This is a genomic window from Salinivibrio sp. EAGSL (genome assembly GCF_013366455.1).
In the GTDB taxonomy this organism is placed as follows: Bacteria; Pseudomonadota; Gammaproteobacteria; order Enterobacterales; family Vibrionaceae; genus Salinivibrio; species Salinivibrio costicola.
The window spans coordinates 92,116-110,349 of the sequence record NZ_JABWMG010000009.1; the positions used below are offsets into that span (position 1 = coordinate 92,116).

At 48.8% G+C, this 18,234-nt stretch carries 14 protein-coding genes and 1 pseudogene; 8 read left to right on the forward strand and 7 right to left on the reverse strand.

The window, feature by feature from the left end; translation table 11 throughout:
* Positions 1 to 5: 5 nt before the first annotated feature.
* The 3 genes from uvrB (at position 6) to HLG76_RS07530 (ending at position 4,288) form a co-directional block, all read left to right on the forward strand.
* Complete coding sequence (gene uvrB / locus HLG76_RS07520) at positions 6 to 2,033, forward strand: excinuclease ABC subunit UvrB (RefSeq protein ID WP_175993389.1); 2,028 nt, start codon at positions 6 to 8, stop codon at positions 2,031 to 2,033.
* Positions 2,034 to 2,451: 418 nt separating this feature from the next.
* Positions 2,452 to 3,915: a quorum-sensing sigma-54 dependent transcriptional regulator LuxO gene (luxO, locus tag HLG76_RS07525; RefSeq protein ID WP_254877645.1), complete on the forward strand. Its 1,464-nt coding sequence runs from the start codon at positions 2,452 to 2,454 to the stop codon at positions 3,913 to 3,915.
* Positions 3,916 to 3,928: 13 nt separating this feature from the next.
* Entirely contained in the window at positions 3,929 to 4,288 is a 360-nt protein-coding gene (locus HLG76_RS07530) for an Hpt domain-containing protein (protein ID WP_021022320.1), read from the forward strand.
* Here the strand turns inward: HLG76_RS07530 and HLG76_RS07535 are convergent.
* Both HLG76_RS07535 and HLG76_RS07540 read right to left on the reverse strand, forming a co-directional pair.
* Positions 4,235 to 5,227 (reverse strand): YvcK family protein, encoded by a 993-nt coding sequence (locus tag HLG76_RS07535; RefSeq protein ID WP_021022321.1) that lies wholly within the window; start codon positions 5,225 to 5,227, stop codon positions 4,235 to 4,237. The two genes, HLG76_RS07530 and HLG76_RS07535, sit on opposite strands and share 54 nt — an antisense overlap.
* A gap of 212 nt (positions 5,228 to 5,439) precedes the next feature.
* Entirely contained in the window at positions 5,440 to 6,012 is a 573-nt protein-coding gene (locus tag HLG76_RS07540; RefSeq protein WP_021022322.1) for an LON peptidase substrate-binding domain-containing protein, read from the reverse strand.
* A 764-nt stretch (positions 6,013 to 6,776) separates the two neighbouring features.
* Here HLG76_RS07540 and HLG76_RS07545 point away from each other — a divergent pair.
* The 4 genes from HLG76_RS07545 to oppC all read left to right on the forward strand — a co-directional run bounded on the left by HLG76_RS07545 (position 6,777) and on the right by oppC (position 11,209).
* Entirely contained in the window at positions 6,777 to 6,941 is a 165-nt protein-coding gene (locus HLG76_RS07545) for a hypothetical protein (protein WP_158009963.1), read from the forward strand.
* Between the two features lie 601 nt (positions 6,942 to 7,542).
* Positions 7,543 to 9,213 carry an ABC transporter substrate-binding protein gene (locus HLG76_RS07550; RefSeq protein ID WP_175993390.1) on the forward strand — a complete coding sequence of 557 codons (1,671 nt, stop codon included), beginning with the start codon at positions 7,543 to 7,545 and terminating at the stop codon, positions 9,211 to 9,213.
* Between the two features lie 153 nt (positions 9,214 to 9,366).
* A complete protein-coding gene (oppB, locus tag HLG76_RS07555) occupies positions 9,367 to 10,287 on the forward strand; it encodes an oligopeptide ABC transporter permease OppB (protein WP_077576315.1) in 921 nt (306 codons plus the stop codon).
* Positions 10,288 to 10,297: 10 nt separating this feature from the next.
* Positions 10,298 to 11,209, forward strand: a complete 912-nt coding sequence (gene oppC, locus HLG76_RS07560; RefSeq protein ID WP_077460389.1) for an oligopeptide ABC transporter permease OppC — start codon at positions 10,298 to 10,300, stop codon at positions 11,207 to 11,209.
* Between the two features lie 107 nt (positions 11,210 to 11,316).
* Here the strand turns inward: oppC and HLG76_RS07565 are convergent, their stop codons facing one another.
* The 5 genes and pseudogenes from HLG76_RS07565 to HLG76_RS07585 all read right to left on the reverse strand — a co-directional run.
* On the reverse strand, positions 11,317 to 12,465 hold the full coding sequence (locus tag HLG76_RS07565) for a cupin domain-containing protein (protein ID WP_175993391.1): 1,149 nt from the start codon (positions 12,463 to 12,465) through the stop codon (positions 11,317 to 11,319).
* 109 nt (positions 12,466 to 12,574) lie between these two features.
* Positions 12,575 to 13,942 carry an adenylosuccinate lyase gene (purB, locus tag HLG76_RS07570; protein WP_077669604.1) on the reverse strand — a complete coding sequence of 456 codons (1,368 nt, stop codon included), beginning with the start codon at positions 13,940 to 13,942 and terminating at the stop codon, positions 12,575 to 12,577.
* A 25-nt stretch (positions 13,943 to 13,967) separates the two neighbouring features.
* Positions 13,968 to 14,612 carry a high frequency lysogenization protein HflD gene (gene hflD, locus HLG76_RS07575; protein WP_175993392.1) on the reverse strand — a complete coding sequence of 215 codons (645 nt, stop codon included), beginning with the start codon at positions 14,610 to 14,612 and terminating at the stop codon, positions 13,968 to 13,970.
* Between the two features lie 13 nt (positions 14,613 to 14,625).
* The gene (gene mnmA / locus HLG76_RS07580; protein WP_077660681.1) at positions 14,626 to 15,735 is read right to left on the reverse strand and encodes a tRNA 2-thiouridine(34) synthase MnmA; all 1,110 of its coding nucleotides are present in this window, start codon (positions 15,733 to 15,735) and stop codon (positions 14,626 to 14,628) included.
* A gap of 425 nt (positions 15,736 to 16,160) precedes the next feature.
* Positions 16,161 to 16,790 (reverse strand): annotated as a pseudogene (locus tag HLG76_RS07585) (pseudouridine synthase); the annotation flags it as partial.
* Positions 16,791 to 16,929: 139 nt separating this feature from the next.
* Here HLG76_RS07585 and icd point away from each other — a divergent pair.
* On the forward strand, positions 16,930 to 18,180 hold the full coding sequence (icd, locus tag HLG76_RS07590) for an NADP-dependent isocitrate dehydrogenase (protein ID WP_077576318.1): 1,251 nt from the start codon (positions 16,930 to 16,932) through the stop codon (positions 18,178 to 18,180).
* The last annotated feature ends 54 nt before the right edge of the window (positions 18,181 to 18,234 follow it).

Consider the following 18,234-nt stretch of genomic DNA (forward strand, 5'->3'; position numbering starts at 1 on the left):
GCCTCATGAGTAAAACGTTTTCGCTGCATTCTGCTTTTCAACCATCGGGCGATCAGCCTGAAGCCATTCACCGATTATGTGAGGGGCTCGATGCGGGGCTCGCGCATCAAACATTATTGGGGGTAACGGGCTCAGGTAAAACATTCACGATGGCCAATGTGATTGCGGAACTGAATCGACCCACGATGATACTGGCGCCCAATAAAACCCTAGCGGCTCAGTTATATGGTGAAATGCGTGAGTTTTTCCCGGATAACGCGGTGGAGTATTTCGTTTCTTACTACGACTACTATCAACCAGAGGCCTATGTGCCTTCAACCGACACCTTTATCGAAAAAGACGCGTCAATCAATGATCAGGTTGAACAAATGCGGCTTTCGGCAACTAAAGCCTTAATGGAGCGGCGTGATGTCGTCATTGTGGCGTCGGTATCGGCCATTTACGGCTTGGGGGATCCCGACGCGTATCTGAAAATGATGTTACATATCCGACGCGGTGATATTCTGGATCAGCGCACTATTTTACAGCGTCTCGCGGAACTCCAATATACCCGTAATGATCTGGCATTTGAGCGCGGCACATTCCGAGTTCGCGGTGAAGTGATTGATATTTTCCCCGCCGAATCAGACAAAGACGCGATCCGAGTTGAGCTTTTCGATGACGAAGTTGAAACCATTAGCGTTTTTGACCCATTGACCGGTCAAGTCAGCGTCAAAGATATGCCACGCTGTACCATTTACCCCAAAACGCATTATGTCACCCCGCGAGAGCGTATCTTGGAAGCGGTTGAGCAGATAAAAGTGGAGCTCGCTGATCGCAAAAAAACGCTGCTTGAAAATAACAAGTTGTTGGAAGAGCAGCGGATAACTCAGCGCACGCAGTTTGATATCGAGATGATGAACGAGCTGGGGTATTGTTCCGGGATTGAAAACTACTCACGTTACCTGAGTGGCCGGACTCAAGGCGAGCCGCCGCCGACGCTATTTGATTATTTGCCGGCTGATGGCTTGCTGATTATCGACGAATCTCACGTGACTGTGTCTCAGATTGGTGCCATGTATAAAGGCGATCGATCACGTAAAGAAACACTGGTCGATTATGGGTTTCGCTTACCGTCGGCGCTGGATAACCGGCCACTTAAGTTTGATGAGTTTGAAGCACTCGCCCCACAGACAGTTTATGTCTCGGCGACACCGGGCAATTATGAGCAAGAGAAATCAGGGTCAGACATCATCGATCAAGTGGTGCGACCGACGGGGCTTATTGATCCTGAAATTGAAGTGCGCCCGGTCGCCACTCAGGTCGATGATTTACTCTCAGAAGTACGTGCCCGGCGCGAACTGAATGAACGGGTGCTTGTAACCACATTAACCAAGCGTATGGCCGAAGACCTAACCGAATATATGCAAGAGCACGATGTGCGCGTGCGCTATCTGCACTCTGATATTGATACGGTTGAACGCATGGAGATCATTCGCGATTTACGGCTTGGCGAGTTTGATGTCTTGGTGGGGATCAACCTGCTACGAGAGGGGTTAGATATGCCAGAAGTCTCTTTGGTTGCCATTTTGGATGCCGATAAAGAAGGTTTCTTGCGCTCTGAACGCTCGCTGATTCAAACCATAGGCCGTGCTGCGCGTAACCTACGCGGTAAAGCCATTTTATATGGTGATCGGATCACCAAATCGATGAAGCGTGCGATTGATGAAACCGATCGGCGTCGCGTCAAGCAAGTGGCTTACAATGAGGAACATGGCATCACACCGCAGAAATTGAACAAAAAAGTGATGGACGTGATGGAAATCGGCACCGGTAAGCGAAGCAAGGCGAATAAATCGTCCGCGAAGTCGTTACGTGCTGTTGCCGAGCCAGATGCAGATTATGCACTGAAATCCCCGCAAGCGATTGATGCGGAAATTAAAAAGCTTGAAAGCCAAATGTTAGAAGCGGCACAAAACCTTGAGTTTGAAACGGCAGCACAATTGCGCGATCAGCTCCAGGGGCTGCGCGAGCAGTTTATCGCCAATAGTTAGATAAGAGCTAGATAAAAAAAAGCCAACCTAAGCGTCAGGTTGGCTACAGTGTTTCAGTGAGTAATAACTCACAAACAACGTCAGTTGGCTAGGTGACCCCTTAGGGTCACACAATAGGATGCATTTGGCGTGCCAAAAATTAAAAAGGCGATTACATCGACAAAACGTGTGGTTTTAAGCCACAAGCAAAGATACAATGTGGGAAATTTTGCATAATGCAATGCATTTCGCATACGCTCGTGCAATTGAGCCAATGAATATTACAGGCTCTATGAAGGCTATGGGCTCTATGAAGGCTATGGACTCTATGAAGGCTATGGACTCAATGAAGACTATGGACTCAATGAAGACTATGGGCTCAATGAAGACTGTATGCTTTATGAAGACCCCAGGCAGCGATGTGATTCTTGGAGGATAAATGCCAGCACTGTCACCCAATAAACGAATATTGATGGTGGAAGATACAGCGTCGGTCGCGGCGTTATACAAATCGTATTTAAATCCCTTGGATGTCGATGTCACCATTGTGGGCAAAGGGCAGGATGCGCTGACTTTCTTTGAACAAGAAGGCGACCAACTTGCGTTGATCATTCTGGATCTTCGCCTGCCCGATATGTCAGGGATTGATGTGCTGGCAAAAGTCCGTGCTGTCGCGCCAGACTTGCCGGTGATCATCATGACCGCTCATGGCTCGATTGACGCGGCAGTCGACGCGATGCGCCATGGCGCCAATGATTTCTTAATTAAGCCTTGTGAAGCGGATCAATTGCGCGTCACAGTGAATAAGTCGCTCAAGCCTAAATCCAGCCATCAATCCAACACCAGCAAGCACGAAAGCGAATATCATGGCTTCATCGGCAGTAGCTTACCGATGCAAGCGGTTTACCGCGTGATTGAATCCGCCGCTCCCAGCAAAGCGACTGTTTTTATTACAGGTGAAAGTGGCACCGGGAAAGAAGTCTGTGCCGAGGCCATTCATGCAGCCAGCACCCGCAGTAATAAGCCTATTGTTGCATTAAATTGTGCCGCTATTCCCAAAGATCTGATTGAAAGTGAGCTGTTTGGCCATGTCAAAGGCGCGTTTACCGGGGCGGCAGCTGAGCGTGAAGGGGCGGCAGAAATGGCGCATGGCGGCACTCTCTTTTTAGATGAAATTTGCGAAATGGATATGGATTTGCAATCCAAATTGCTACGTTTCATTCAAACGGGTAGCTTTCAAAAAGTCGGTTCTTCGCATGTCAAAAACGTGGATGTTCGATTTGTTTGTGCAACCAACCAAGATCCTTGGCTTCAGGTTCAGCAAGGAAAGTTTCGTGAAGACCTCTATTATCGCCTGCACGTGATTCCACTTGAACTGCCACCTTTAAGCGCACGCGGTGACGATGTACTCGCGATTGCCAATGCCTTGCTCGCTGTATTTTCTGCAGAAGAGGGTAAAGATTTTTGTCGCTTCAGTGATGAGGTAGCCGATCTCCTGCTGCGTTATGACTGGCCGGGTAACGTTCGTCAATTGCAAAATGTGATTCGCAACATCGTTGTGCTGCATAATGGTGAAGAAGTCAGCAAAGAAATGCTTCCTTCTCCTGTGAATCGCGTTTCTGGTGCCGAAATTGCATCACCGCAGCATAACGCAGGGTCTGAAGTCACGACGAGTGCCTTTTCGCCGAATCACCTGGTGACGCGAGAGTCATCAGATTCAACGCCTTCGTCGTTGAGTAAAGCGGATATCGAGCCTTTATGGAAAATTGAAAAGCGCGCCATTGAAGCGGCGATTGATGTGTGCAATGGCAATATCCCGCAAGCGGCCGGGTTACTCGAAGTGAGTCCTTCAACCTTGTACCGAAAACTGCAAGCCTGGCAAAAAACGGCGGCGAATGAATGATAGGAACGGATGTATGGCCACCACAGTAAATACTGAAACATTGCGTCGATTGGCATTAGAAGTGGGAGAGGATACGGTGACCGTTTTACTCACTGTATTCAGTGATGAATTATCTCAGTATCACTCTCAACTGGCTGGCTCGCCATCAATTGAGCAAATCCGTGAAATCAGCCATGCGATTAAAAGCAGTGCCGCCAGTTTTGGTGCCGATGATTTAGCCGAAATGGCGCGCGAGTGCGAATCGCGTGTTAAGCAAGGCCAGCGCGAGTGGATGTCACATCACCTGGATGAGCTTACCGAAATGCTGCAAGGGACGGCGTCAACATACCGGGAGATGGCAGTCGAGCAGGACTTCATCAATAGCTTGACGTAGCTTATCCCGGTCGTGACGCCAATGATGATTTGAAGAGGCCAGCTCGGCCTCTTTTTGTTGATAGTCTGGGTCAAGCTGTGTCGCGCTTTTCTCTCCGAGTATAACATCAACCTTTTTGCCTCCCATCGCACGTTCGCACCACGCCAACATAGTATCGAGAGACATCTCGCCCGCCGGACCGATTTCTTTGCCTAAATTACGGATAAAAACAATTTTTGCCTGCGTATGCTTGAGCGCTCGTCCCAATTCGGGAACCAGTAAAGGTGGCATGACACTGGTTAAAAAACTGCCGGGGCCGAGCAGTATCATGTCTGCCTGTGCAATTGCATCCATGGCTTCACGTGTGGCCGGTACGGTTGGCGAGAGAAATAAACGTGTGGGGGGCGCAGAGAGCTCATCAATGTGTGTTTCCCCCGCGACGGTTTCGCCGTCGGCCGTTAATGCGGCTAATTCTGCTGGGTGTTCAGACATCGGCAGAAGATGCGGACGTACATCTAATAGATCGCGAATTAGCTGAATCGCTTCTAAGGGGCGAACGGATAAATTATCGAGCGCCGTCAGGATTAAATTGCCTAAATTATGCCCATTCAGTTCGCCTTTGCCTTTAAATCGGTATTCGAACAGCATAGAGCCCACTGATGGTTCGGTAATTAATTGATTCAAGCAATTACGAATATCACCCCAGGCTATTCCTCCCTGGCAGGCGCGAATACGGCCCGTTGATCCGCCGTTATCTGTCGTAGTGACAATGCCAGTCACGCGATTTCCATGCTCACTTAATGCAGATAATACTCGCCCTAAGCCATGTCCACCGCCAAGGGCGACAATACGTGTTGAAGACGTCACGTTTGCTTGGTGAGACGATCTTTGCGCTGATCGATCTTGATCAGACACGGTTTGGTGGGAAATCGCTGGATCAGAAAGCGTTGGATGGCGCATTGCCGAGAGACCTAAACAGACAGAAAAATTACGCTAATGTTACCTTAATCGTCCGAATTAAGAAGAAACGCTTGGTGCGAAAATGTGAGCAGGAGAAGAAAAGTACGATAAAAAGTGAAAAAACGGGATAACGCAGCGCATTATCCCTCACCCTAAAAAGACAGAAAAATGGGCGTAATTGGCAAGGCAGCACAGAAAGCATCGTCCTCTATCTAGTGAGGATCCTGCATCATACTCAGTAGGTAATCGCGTGTAGCGACACAAGAGTTATTGGCCATTAATGCTTGTTTTTCATCGGTTGGCAGCGGTAACAGCTCTAACCAGCGTTGACATAACCAAGTTAAATTGGAGAACTCTGCCTCACGATGCATGCTTTGTAGCTCTGGGTGGCGCTCAAACATGGATTGTAAGCGCTCAACCAGTGGTTCGCTTTGCTTATCGACGTGGCAGTCAGGCCAGCGAGGGAGTGGACTCACGGTCGCGAATAACATCTCATCATGCTGGTGGTTGAACGCTCGAATCGCAAAACGCGCAATGCCGCGGGCAGTGACAACCAAACACCCATCCTCTTGACTGCGGGTGTAATCTTCAATCTCGATAAAGGTACCAATATTGACATGCTGACGCTGAGCCTGGCTTTCTGCCATACACACCCCCAAAGGCAGACCGTGTTTTAAGGCAAAGACCAGTGTTTGCAACGCTTCCCCGGTTGGGATCCGGAGTGGAATGCGTCCACCCGGTAATATATGGCGATCGTTGAACAGAATGGGTGTTGATTGTCCCATGGTACACCTCCTGGTGAGCAATGGTTTGGTCTAATAATCTAGATACTGCAAAAGGGGTGCCTACTTTTTAAAACTCAACTGTATCGGGGGGTTGGCACGTTTCTAGCGGCTTAAGCCATAACCGACGGTTGAATAAATCGCAATTTGCAATGCAAATCCGCTTCATGGCCTGCATTGTGCAATCGCGTATTGTGCAATTAAAAAAATAGCCTCCAACATGGGAGGCTATTAGATTGACGCATCGTCACTTCAACACCGCGTTAGCGATTAACCTGAGGTTTTTTTCCTTTGTATGGATTGTAACCATGGCGAACGCGTGCGCACAGGGGGCGCGAGGTTGAACTTTGTGGTCTCATAGTCTTGCTTGTCACTCTTTTGTCGGAAGAAAAATAAGGTGGTGATAGGGAACGTCTCACCACTTGTACAAGGATGGGGGAGATAGCAATGAATAACAAGATAATCTGGTTAAAAAGTGGTCGATATTGGTATTTCTTCTAAAAAGCGAATTATTATCAGTTAATCTTCTTAAATTTGGTTGATAAAACGCCGATAACCGCGTGGCTGTTGAGATGACCATCATCAGGCTCGTGTCGATGCAATCGCTAATATGATCATCTTTTGCTTTCTTGGAGACAAGGGTGTAGCTTAAAAATTGCACAAGCGGTTTGTACCAAAGTAATAAAAACGCAATCGAGGTTGTGATTGCCTAGTTTATGATTACTTTGTGTGACTGTGCCAAACACTGATCCGTTCAGGAGGACACAATGAAACACAAGCGCTATAGCAATAAGAAAATGAAAGAGATGTTGAACAATGTGATGCCGGAGATGGAGAAGGCCCGCGAGGAACACCATGCCCTCAACGATCAGGCGCATGATCACTCGCCTGATGAAAGTCCGACATTTACCCCGGATGAGGCCAAAAAGTAACAGGCATCACTTATAGCCAGCGTTTTCACGCTGGCTATACAGAGAGAATGACACCGCAAATACCCTCCCGCAGCGGTCACCTGAAATACCATCGATTTTGTGACCTTGATACCTGTCTGACATCACACGTGCGCTTTTATGTTGAGTTTTTTTGACAAATAGCGTTTATTATCGTCGTTACAATTGATTAACATTAATGTAGTTTGCCAGTTAAAGTCACTGAGGTGAAAGAGTTCGGTAGAGGCTTGTGTGCTTTCTAAACGGTAAGCCAGTGAAGTCCTAGCCTTAAAGTCCGCAGATTCAGTATAAACAGCAATTTGTACCGTTTTTTGTTACTGGTGATGAATAAAGCGCTAAATTTGCCTTGTCTTACCAGCTGAACGTTTTTTTATGTGACTTAAGTGTAGTGAAAGATAAGTTTTTAATCTCATTTTATGGCAAAATACTTCAGGTTTATGGCAAAACACAGTATTGATTGGTAATGTTTTGCCTTTAGTCGCGCAGCACGGCGTAGTACAACTTCTAGAGTTGTGCAAATGGATGCTCCCGCTGGCTGCGACGATTGTCATGGATGCAATAGCGATTGTTATGGAGTTACACGATGAAGCTAAACACGATTACCCGAACCCTTTTTATGGGCGCTGGCCTTTCTCTGGCTCTCGCAGGATGCAGTGAGCCCGAGCAAAAACAAACCTCCCAAACAGCCCCTGAGCAAAAAACTGAAACCGCCGCCGGCGAACCCCAACTTGCTGATGTACAAGAGCTCGTTCGTGGTAATGGGGCGGAAGTGGCTTCTCTCGATCCACATAAAACCCAAGGCGTGCCAGAGTCACATGTTATTCGTGACTTACTCGAAGGTCTGGTTAACCAAAACGCCGACGGTAATGTGATTCCTGGTGTGGCTGAGCGCTGGGAAAACAAAGATAACAAAGTCTTTACCTTCTACCTGCGCGATGAAGCCAAGTGGTCAAACGGCGATCCCGTCACTGCACAAGACTTTGAATACAGCTTTAAACGTGTCGCTGACCCAATGACGGCGTCGCCTTACTCATGGTATCTGGGTTATACCCACATGGAGAATGCCAAAGCCATCATCAAAGGTGAAAAAGATAAAGACACCTTAGGGGTTAAAGCACTCGACGATCACACGTTACAGATCACGCTTGACTCAGCGGTTCCGTACTTGGTGAAAATGATGGGTCACACCACCATGAAGCCAGTCCATAAAGAGACCGTAGAAAAGCATGGTGATCAGTGGACCAAACCAGAAAACTTCGTTGGTAATGGCGCGTTTGTGGTCGATAACTGGGTAATCAACGAGCGTATCGAATTAACGCGTAATGAGCAGTACTGGGATAACGACAATACCACACTCGACAAAGTCACTTTCTTGCCGATTGAAAACCAAGTCGCAGAAATGAACCGCTACTTGGCCGGTGAAATTGATATGACTTACGAGATCCCCAATGAGCATTTCCGTCGTTTGAAAAGCGAGCATCCAGACGACCTCTCTATCGTGGGTAACCTGTGTAGCTATTACTACATCTTTAACACCAAGCGTGAACCTTTTGATGACGTCCGCATCCGTAAAGCATTGTCTTATGCCATTGATCGCAATGTAATCACTGACGCTTTACTGGGTCAGGGCCAAAAACCGGCTTATTTCTTAACACCAGAGATCACCGCCGGATTTGAGCCTGAATTGCCAGAATACGCCAAAATGACCCAAGAAGAGCGTGATGCAGAAGCTAAGCGTTTGCTTAAAGAGGCAGGATTTGGTGAAAATAATCCGCTTGATTTCTCACTGCTGTATAACACCAGTGAAAACCACAAAAAACTGGCCGTTGCGATTGGTCAAATGTGGAAAGACAAGCTCGGCGTGTCTGTCGATCTGAACAACCAAGAGTGGAAAACCTACCTAAGCACCAAAGACGAGGGTAACTTTGACGTGGCCCGTGCCGGCTGGTGTGGTGATTACAACGAGGCGTCGACCTTCCTCAGCTTAATGCGAAGCACCAATACCTCAGGCGGTGTGCACTACGATAGCCAAGCTTATGACGCTATCATGCAAAAAGCGATGACCACTACAGACGAGGCGGAACGTAGCAAACTATATCTTGATGCAGAGGCACAAATGGCGAAAGACATGCCGATTGCGCCAATCTATCAGTATGTAAAAGCGCGTCTGCTTAGCCCCCAAGTCGGTGGCTTCCCAGCCAATAACGCGGAAGAGAAGATCTTCTCCAAAGATCTTTACATCAAAGCGGAGTAATCCCTGATTCACGGCTAAGTGAGGGAGTCGTTTATTACGACTCCCTTGATGGTTTCGCTGTTTGTGGAAATGCCCAAGGCAGCGCTTGCTGTGATGCTTAACTAACATGGAACAGCTCGTATTTATGCAAGAGCTAATGTTGACGGTAGAGCTATGTTGAAATTTATCGCGAAGCGAATATTGGAAGCGATCCCAACGCTGTTGGTCTTAATCACTGTTTCCTTCTTCTTGATGCGGTTTGCGCCTGGCAACCCTTTTTCAAGTGAACGTCCATTGCCCCCGGCGGTAATGGAAAATATTAATGCCAAATACGGCTTAGATAAGCCCGTGTTTGAGCAATACACCACCTATTTAGGCAATATCTTACAAGGGGATTTTGGTCCCTCGTTTAAATATATTGACTATAGCGTTAATGAATTGATTGCTGACTCTCTCCCTGTTTCGGCGCAAATCGGCGCGATAGCATTTGTGTTCACCCTGCTGTTTGGGGTCACGATCGGTACCATTGCCGCGCTGAAACAAAATACCTGGATTGACTACACCATTATGTCGACCGCGATGCTCGGGGTGGTCATGCCATCGTTCGTGCTCGCGCCTGTGCTTATTTATATTTTCGCCATTAATTTGGGCTGGTTACCGGCCGGTGGCTGGCAAGGGGGAGGTTGGCACTTTATGGTGCTCCCCGTGATTGGCATGTCGTTACTCTACGTTGCCACGTTTGCGCGTGTGACCCGTGGCAGCATGATTGAAACCCTGAACAGTAATTTTATTCGTACTGCACGCGCCAAAGGGTTGAGTTACCCGACCATTATTGTCAAGCATGCGCTTAAGCCAGCGATGTTGCCGGTGGTGTCTTATATGGGGCCAGCCTTTGTTGGGATTATTACCGGCTCGGTGGTGATCGAGACCATCTTTGGGCTACCTGGCATCGGTAAGCTATTTGTTAACGCTGCGTTTAACCGTGACTATTCACTGGTACTGGGTTGTACGATTTTAATCGGGACGCTGACCATTCTTTTCAACGCCATTGTCGATATCCTACTTGCGTATATCGATCCTAAGATCCGTTACTAGGGGTGACATGATGCTGACGAAAAAAGAAAACATTGACGCCCTAGAAAACTTCGCAGAAGAAGTGGATGTAAAAGGGCGAAGCCTTTGGCAGGACGCAGCGATACGCTTTAAACGTAACCGAGCCGCGATGGCCAGCTTGGTGATCCTTGTCATTATTGGTTTGAGTGTTCTATTGGGTCCGTCCCTGAGTGCTTATGCTTATGATGCGACCGACTGGTACGCCATCCATGCGGCCCCGACATTGGGTCTTGATGGCCACTGGTTTGGCACTGACGCCCTTGGGCGAGATCTGTTTACGCGTACCATGATGGGCGGGCGTATATCGATCATGGTTGGTGTCATGGGGGCCTTTGTCGCCGTCCTGATTGGTACACTATATGGTGCAACTTCTGGCTTTATTGGCGGCCGTACCGATGCGGTGATGATGCGCTTGGTTGAGATCTTACAATCGATTCCATTCATGTTCTTCGTGATTGTGTTGGTGACCTTCTTTGGTCGGAATATCGTACTGATCTTTGTGGCGATTGGTTGTATTGCCTGGCTGGATATGGCCCGTATCGTTCGTGGTCAAACGCTCAGCTTACGCAGTAAAGAATTTGTTGAGGCGGCGCATGTTTCAGGGGTGAGCACACGTCATATTATTACCCGCCACATCGTGCCGAACGTATTAGGGATTGTCGCTGTGTATTCGACCTTGTTGGTGCCGAACATGATTTTGTTCGAATCCTTCCTCAGTTTCTTGGGTCTGGGCGTGCAAGAGCCAATGACCAGCTGGGGTGCCTTGCTACAAGAAGGGGCACAAACGATGGAAATAGCAATCTGGCAGCTGCTGTTCCCAGCGACCTTTATGGTGCTGACGCTCTTCTGTTTTAACTATGTCGGTGATGGTTTGCGTGATGCGCTGGATCCAAAAGATAGATAATCGACAACTTTTGGCGTCGTAAAAAACGCAATAAGAAAAAAAGCGCAGGTTTGTTTCCTGCGCTTTTTTATCAATCATCGAGCGCGATCTTTTGCAAAAAATCGCGGTTATTCAGGCGCCTCGTCTAAAGGATACCAGTAGCCGCGGTTGACCCACAGTGTGAGCATCGGCCAAAACAGGCTATTTTCAGCGGCTTCACCGAGCATTTCCCAATCGATAAAACGCTGATTGCACAGCTCAGGCGTCAATGACTCACAGCCTTCCGGTAAGTCAAAGCTTTCACCGAGCATAAAAATTATTTCTGACTGATCAGCGTGATAAAAAGCACGTAAGCCACTGAGTTTTTCTAAACACAGACCATCTTGCATGGCGGCTTTGAGGCTATCAGGCTGCCACTGCGGATCGGGGCTGAGCAAATCGAGCTCGTGTCGAGCCTGAGAGAGAAACTCGCCAACCCAGCGTTTTTTACGGGTTTCGTCCTGCATTAATGCCATCATCATCTCATCCATTTGGGCGAGATGTTGTGGGTCGAGTGCCGCTGGCGCATCGGGTTGCGCTGGCATCGCGGGCCAATGGAAATGGTTATCGCCCGCTTCATCAACAATCACTTGATCCGCGTAGCTACTGAGTAGCTCGCGCGCTTTTGGCGATCGATAACCAATCGAGTAACTGAGCGAAGGTTCTAGGGTATCGCCCTCGTGCGGGAAACCGGGTGGAATATAAAGAATATCGCCAGGGGCTAGTTCGACATCGATAATGGCATCAAAGCCAGTAATTTGCTTGAGACCGGTCTCGAGATTGGCATCTTGATAATCGCCTTTCGGCCCAACGCGCCAGCGACGACGCCCTTGCCCTTGAACAATAAAGACATCGTATTGATCGATATGGGGTCCCACGCCACCTTGCGGCTGGGAATAGCACACCATAAGATCGTCGAATAACCACTGAGGCAGTGTCGAAAAGGCACTGGCTAACTCGCGGGCGCCTGGGTGCCAGTGGTTGGCTGCCTGAACAATCAGTTGCGCGTGAGTATCAGGAAAGTTGCTAAAATCCTCAAACGGTCCGTGGGCAACCTGCCATTGACCATTCGCGTGTGTCACCATGCGAGAATCAATATCGGCTTCCATCGCCAAGCCTGCGACTTCCTCTGGGTCGATGGGATCCTCGAAGTCTATAAAGCCTTGACGGATAACGGTAGGCGCTTGGTGCCAATAGGTGGACATAAAGTCGGCAATGGAAAATTGAAACTGATACATAGCATCACAGGTTAAGGAATTTGCGGCAGTATAACGCGCTGAGCGGGGCGGTGCGAGGGGGATAAAAAACGGCCCCCAATGGAGGCCGTGAGGTATGAGAACGTTTTGCTTAAAGTTTGTCAGTGAGCTTGACCGCATCACCAATGTAGTTAGCCGGTGTCATTTGCTTCAAGCGCGCTTTTTCATGCTCAGGTAAGTCGAGGCCATCAACAAAAGCACGCATCCCTTCGCCATCCACCCGTTTACCGCGTGTCAGCTCTTTCAACTTCTCGTACGGCTTTTCAATGCCGTAGCGACGCATTACGGTTTGAATCGGTTCGGCAAGCACTTCCCAGTTCTTATCCAGCTCGGCTTCTAGCGCGGCTTGGTTGACTTCTAGCTTGCTGATCCCTTTAAGGGTCGAGGCATAAGCAATTAGGGTGTAACCCACGCCGACACCCAGGTTACGTAATACTGTCGAATCAGTCAGATCACGCTGCCAGCGAGAAATCGGCAACTTTTGCCCCAGGTGAGAGAAAATTGCATTCGCCAGGCCGAGGTTACCTTCCGAGTTTTCGAAATCAATCGGATTGACTTTATGTGGCATGGTCGACGAGCCAATTTCACCTTCAACCGTTTTTTGCTTGAAGTGACCCAGCGCGATATAGCCCCAGATATCACGATCAAAATCGATCAAAATGGTGTTAAAACGCGCCACGGCATCAAAGAGCTCAGCAATGTAGTCATGCGGCTCAATTTGAGTGGTGTACGGGTTCCAGTCGATACCGAGCGAAGTGACAAAAGCTTCGCTGTAGGCGTGCCAATCAATCTCTGGGTAGGCCGACAAATGGGCGTTGTAGTTACCCACTGCACCGTTGATTTTGCCGAGGATTTCAGTGCTTTCGACTTGCTTAATCTGACGCGCCATGCGGTAGGCAACGTTCGCCATTTCTTTACCCATGGTCGACGGCGAAGCCGGTTGGCCGTGGGTGCGAGAGAGCATCGGCACATCGCGGAATTGTTGTGACAAGTCTTTAACTGCATCGGCAAGCTGCTGCATTTCCGGTAAGATCACCGTATCACGCGCGTCTTTAAGCATCAGTGCGTGAGATAGGTTATTGATATCTTCCGAGGTACAGGCAAAGTGAATAAACTCGCTAACCGCATGAATCTCTGGGTGTTGAGCAATTTTTTCTTTTAAAAAGTACTCAACCGCTTTGACGTCGTGATTAGTGGTGCGCTCAATCTCTTTGATTCGGGCGGCGTCTTGCTCATCAAATTCAGCGGCAATCCGATCGAGGAGGGCGTTGGCGTCATCGCTAAATGCAGGCACTTCTTTGATGCTGTCAGTGGCTGCCAAGCTTTGCAGCCAGCGGATTTCAACGATGGTGCGATACTTTAGCAATCCAAATTCACTGAAAATCGATCGTAACGCAATCGTTTTCGTACCATATCGGCCATCGACCGGGGAAACAGCAGTCAGCGCTGACAGTTCCATTTTATGTCTCCTGAGTTCAATCTGATTAGCTACGGGCTAGAATAGTTTTGGCCTGCTCAACCATTTGTTTACGACCAAAAATGAGATGTCGGCGTTTACCGCCTACTTGGCGCCATAGTACGGTACTACGGATACCAGATAACAAGAGGGCACGCACACGATGTTGCACGCCGGTTTGTTGTAGGTGTTGCGGGTCGCCAGAAACCTGAATACGCGGGCCCAGTGGGCTGATGACGTCGAGATAAATACTGGCAAGATTACTGATCATTTGCTCATCAAGCAGATCAAAGTGGCTCGATTGGCGCTCGATGGTTTCGATCCGATCGCCCAATTGCGCCATGGCATCACGACGGCTGGCAAGCTTGCGCTCTAAGGCGAGCAAATTGATCAGATAACGCATTAGCTCGCTACCGTTGCTGCTATTATCCAGCTGGCTGATCAGCGCTTCCAAGCCTAAATGGAGCCCTGACTCACCGCCGCCAGTGACATTACCGACCTCACCGCGAAACACATCGAGCGTCGAGGGCGGGTTCGTCATCACGATGCTGCTTAAGCTGGTACTGAGCGCGTCTTGGTCACAATAGCCCTGACGGGACACATCTTGCACCAGTTTCGCTGCCTGACAAATGCTCGCAAAAGCGAGGGTGCGATCATAAATCGTCTCTGCCACTGATCACGGCTCCTTAAATACGTTGCTCGATAATACCACCACCTAAACACACGTCGCCGTCATAAAAAACAGCGGATTGGCCAGGGGTGACCGCAATTTGCGGCTCGTCGAATGTCACTTTTATGGTGTCATTATCAACAGGCGTGATAGTACATGATATATCGTGTTGACGATATCGGGTTTTGACTGTGCAACGGCGTGTCTCGGTCACATTCTCGCGATCGACCCAGTGTAATTGGGCTGCTATTAAGCCTGCAGAGAATAAGCGTGGATGATCATGGCCTTGACCTACAATCAGTACATTGCGCTCAACGTCTTTATCGACCACATACCAGGGCGCTTCGCTACCGTTACCGCCTTTTAATCCGCCAATCCCTAAACCTTTACGTTGGCCCAGGGTATGATACATCAGGCCTTGGTGCTCACCGATGTTCTCGCCATCGGTCGTTTCGATGGGCCCCGGTTGCGCGGGTAAGTACTGCGATAAAAAGTCAGTAAATTTGCGCTCACCAATAAAGCAGATCCCAGTGGAGTCTTTTTTCTTTGCGGTCACCAAGCCTTGTTCTTCGGCAATTTGGCGCACTTGTGGCTTTTCGAGATCGCCAACTGGGAATAAGCTACGTGCAATCTGATCGTGGCTGAGTGTATATAAGAAGTAGCTTTGGTCTTTATTGCTATCAAGGCCACGCAGCATCTGTGCTTTTTCACCATTGTCGGGGAAAGATCGACGCACATAATGGCCCATAGCAATATAATCGGCGTCTAGCACTTCGTCGGCAAACTCGAGAAATGCCTTAAATTTTATTTCTTTATTGCACAGAATATCTGGATTCGGTGTACGGCCTGCTTTGTACTCGGTCAAAAAATGCTCGAACACATTGTCCCAATACTCAGCGGCAAAATTAATGGTATGTAGCTCAATGCCCAACTTATCGCAGACATCTTGCGCATCGGCCAAGTCTTCTGCAGCAGAGCAGTATTCTTCGTTGTCATCTTCTTCCCAGTTTTTCATAAACAGGCCTTCGACCTGATAACCCTGTTGTTTCAACAAGTAGGCAGAAACGGACGAATCAACACCGCCGGACATTCCGACAATCACTTTTTTGCTGCTGTTATCTGACATGGTGATCACAAATGCTGCTATCAATAAACGGACGCTGAGTTTAACAGAATCAAATCGCCGGATACAGATGTGATAAGGCTCACACGTTAACCGTTATCTAAAGTGGATAGATGGTTGCGTGGACGGCGACCGATGCAGCTTATGTTGATGCGATTAAATATCAATGGCGGACATAGTCTGTGATTGGGTGCCGCGCAAAGACCCTCCGCGCCATGGATGGCGCGGCGGAGCCTCCAGGGATGGATTCACGGCGTGTCTGTGCGTGGTATCTAATCTCAGAGCGGTGACGACAATTGCTGTGAAGCTTGGCTTTATCGAGCTTTCTTCAACGGTGCGCGCTTGGACGATCGAGTGCGCCCACGCGGTGCTTTCCCTTTTGGCCCTTTGGGTTTAGGGGTGAACTGCTCAAAGCCTTTCGGCGGATCAACCTCACACCACTGGCCTGGCTGCAAATCATCCAGCTGCCAGGCGCCGAGTTGGGCGCGAATCAAGCGCAGCGTCGGGTGGCCAATATGGGCAGTCATCCGGCGTACTTGTCGATTTCGCCCCTCGTGCAGCACCACCTTTAACCAGGTAGTGGGAATGTTGGCGCGATAGCGTACCGGAGGATGGCGTTCCCACACGGCGGGTGACGCCATTTTTGATACCTCAGCGGGTAGCGTTAGACCATCTTTTAGCTCCACACCGTCGCAAAGCGCTTGAATCGCTTCATCGCTGGGCTCACCTTCCACTTGGACCCAATAGGTTTTGGGAGATTTAGATGAAGGCTGGGTTAATCTGGCTTGTAAGGCACCGTTATTGGTGAGTACCAGTAAGCCTTCGCTGTCCTTGTCGAGTCGACCGGCCGGGTACACGTCTTTTACGGAGACGATGTCGGCTAATGTGCTGTCACCGGGCTCACCGCTAAACTGGGTCAACATGTTATAAGGTTTGTTAACAAGTATCACTTTAGTGGTCATCGCCGTCGCGCGTGAACCCTGTGCGTGTTGAGATGATTTGGCAGTGGTGTTTGAAACAGCCTTTGACGCTGGCTGAGAGCGGGATTTATATGGCATACGGGCTGTCAAATAGATTAAACGGCAAATGAGACTTTGGTATTATACACGTAATAATCTGTTTGGCGTGTTGTATGAATTCGAGTATCCTCGTTGCGCATCTTACACAAAGATAACAAATGGACGCTAGGAGATTAAAATGGAAAGTAAAGTAGTTGTACCGGCGGAAGGTGAAAAAATTACACTCGACGGCACAAAACTGGTAGTCCCTAACCACCCTGTGATCCCTTACATTGAAGGGGATGGCATCGGGATGGATGTTAGCCCTGCAATGATCAAAGTTGTTGATGCCGCAGTTGCTAAAGCCTACAACGGTGAGCGTAAGATTTCATGGATGGAAATCTACACCGGTGAAAAATCCACCAAGGTATACGGTGATGATCAATGGCTACCGGCTGAAACACTCGACTTTATTCGTGAATACAAAGTGGCGATTAAAGGCCCACTGACAACGCCTGTTGGCGGTGGTATTCGTTCTCTGAATGTGGCCCTTCGCCAAGAGCTCGATCTCTACATTTGTGCGCGTCCGGTACGTTACTTCACTGGCGTTCCTAGCCCTCTGAAAAAGCCAGAAGATACCGATATGGTGATCTTCCGTGAAAACTCAGAAGACATCTACGCGGGTGTCGAGTTTAAAGCGGGCACCGCAGAAGCCGATAAAGTGATTAAATTCCTGCGCGAAGAAATGGGTGCCAACAAAATCCGTTTCCCAGAGCAGTGTGGTATCGGTATCAAGCCGATTTCTGAAGAAGGTACCAAGCGTCTGGTTCGTGCGGCTATCGAGTACACCATCGATAACGATCGCGACTCACTGACCATCGTCCACAAAGGTAACATCATGAAGTTTACCGAAGGGGCGTTTAAAGATTGGGCATACGAAGTAGCCAATAAAGAGTTTGGTGCCGAGTTGCTTGATGGCGGTCCGTGGATGACGATGAAAAATCCAAAAACCGGTAAAGAAATCATTATTAAAGATTCCATCGCAGATGCTTTCTTGCAGCAAATCCTGTTGCGCCCTGCAGAGTATGATGTGATTGCCACCATGAACTTGAATGGTGATTACGTATCTGATGCTTTGGCAGCCCAGGTTGGTGGTATTGGTATCGCCCCAGGTGCCAACATTGGTGACGGTGTGGCACTGTTTGAAGCCACCCACGGCACGGCGCCAAAATACGCGGGCCAAGACAAGGTAAACCCAGGTTCGCTTATCCTGTCAGCAGAAATGATGCTGCGTCATATGGGCTGGTTTGAAGCCGCTGATTTGGTGATCAAATCAATGGAAAAAACCATCGCCAACAAAACTGTGACCTATGACTTCGAGCGTCAAATGGAAGGTGCGAGCCTACGTAAGTGCTCTGAGTTTGCAGACGACATGATTGCGCAAATGTAATAATAGTATTATCGCACGATGATAAAACCCGGCTCATTCGCCGGGTTTTTTGGT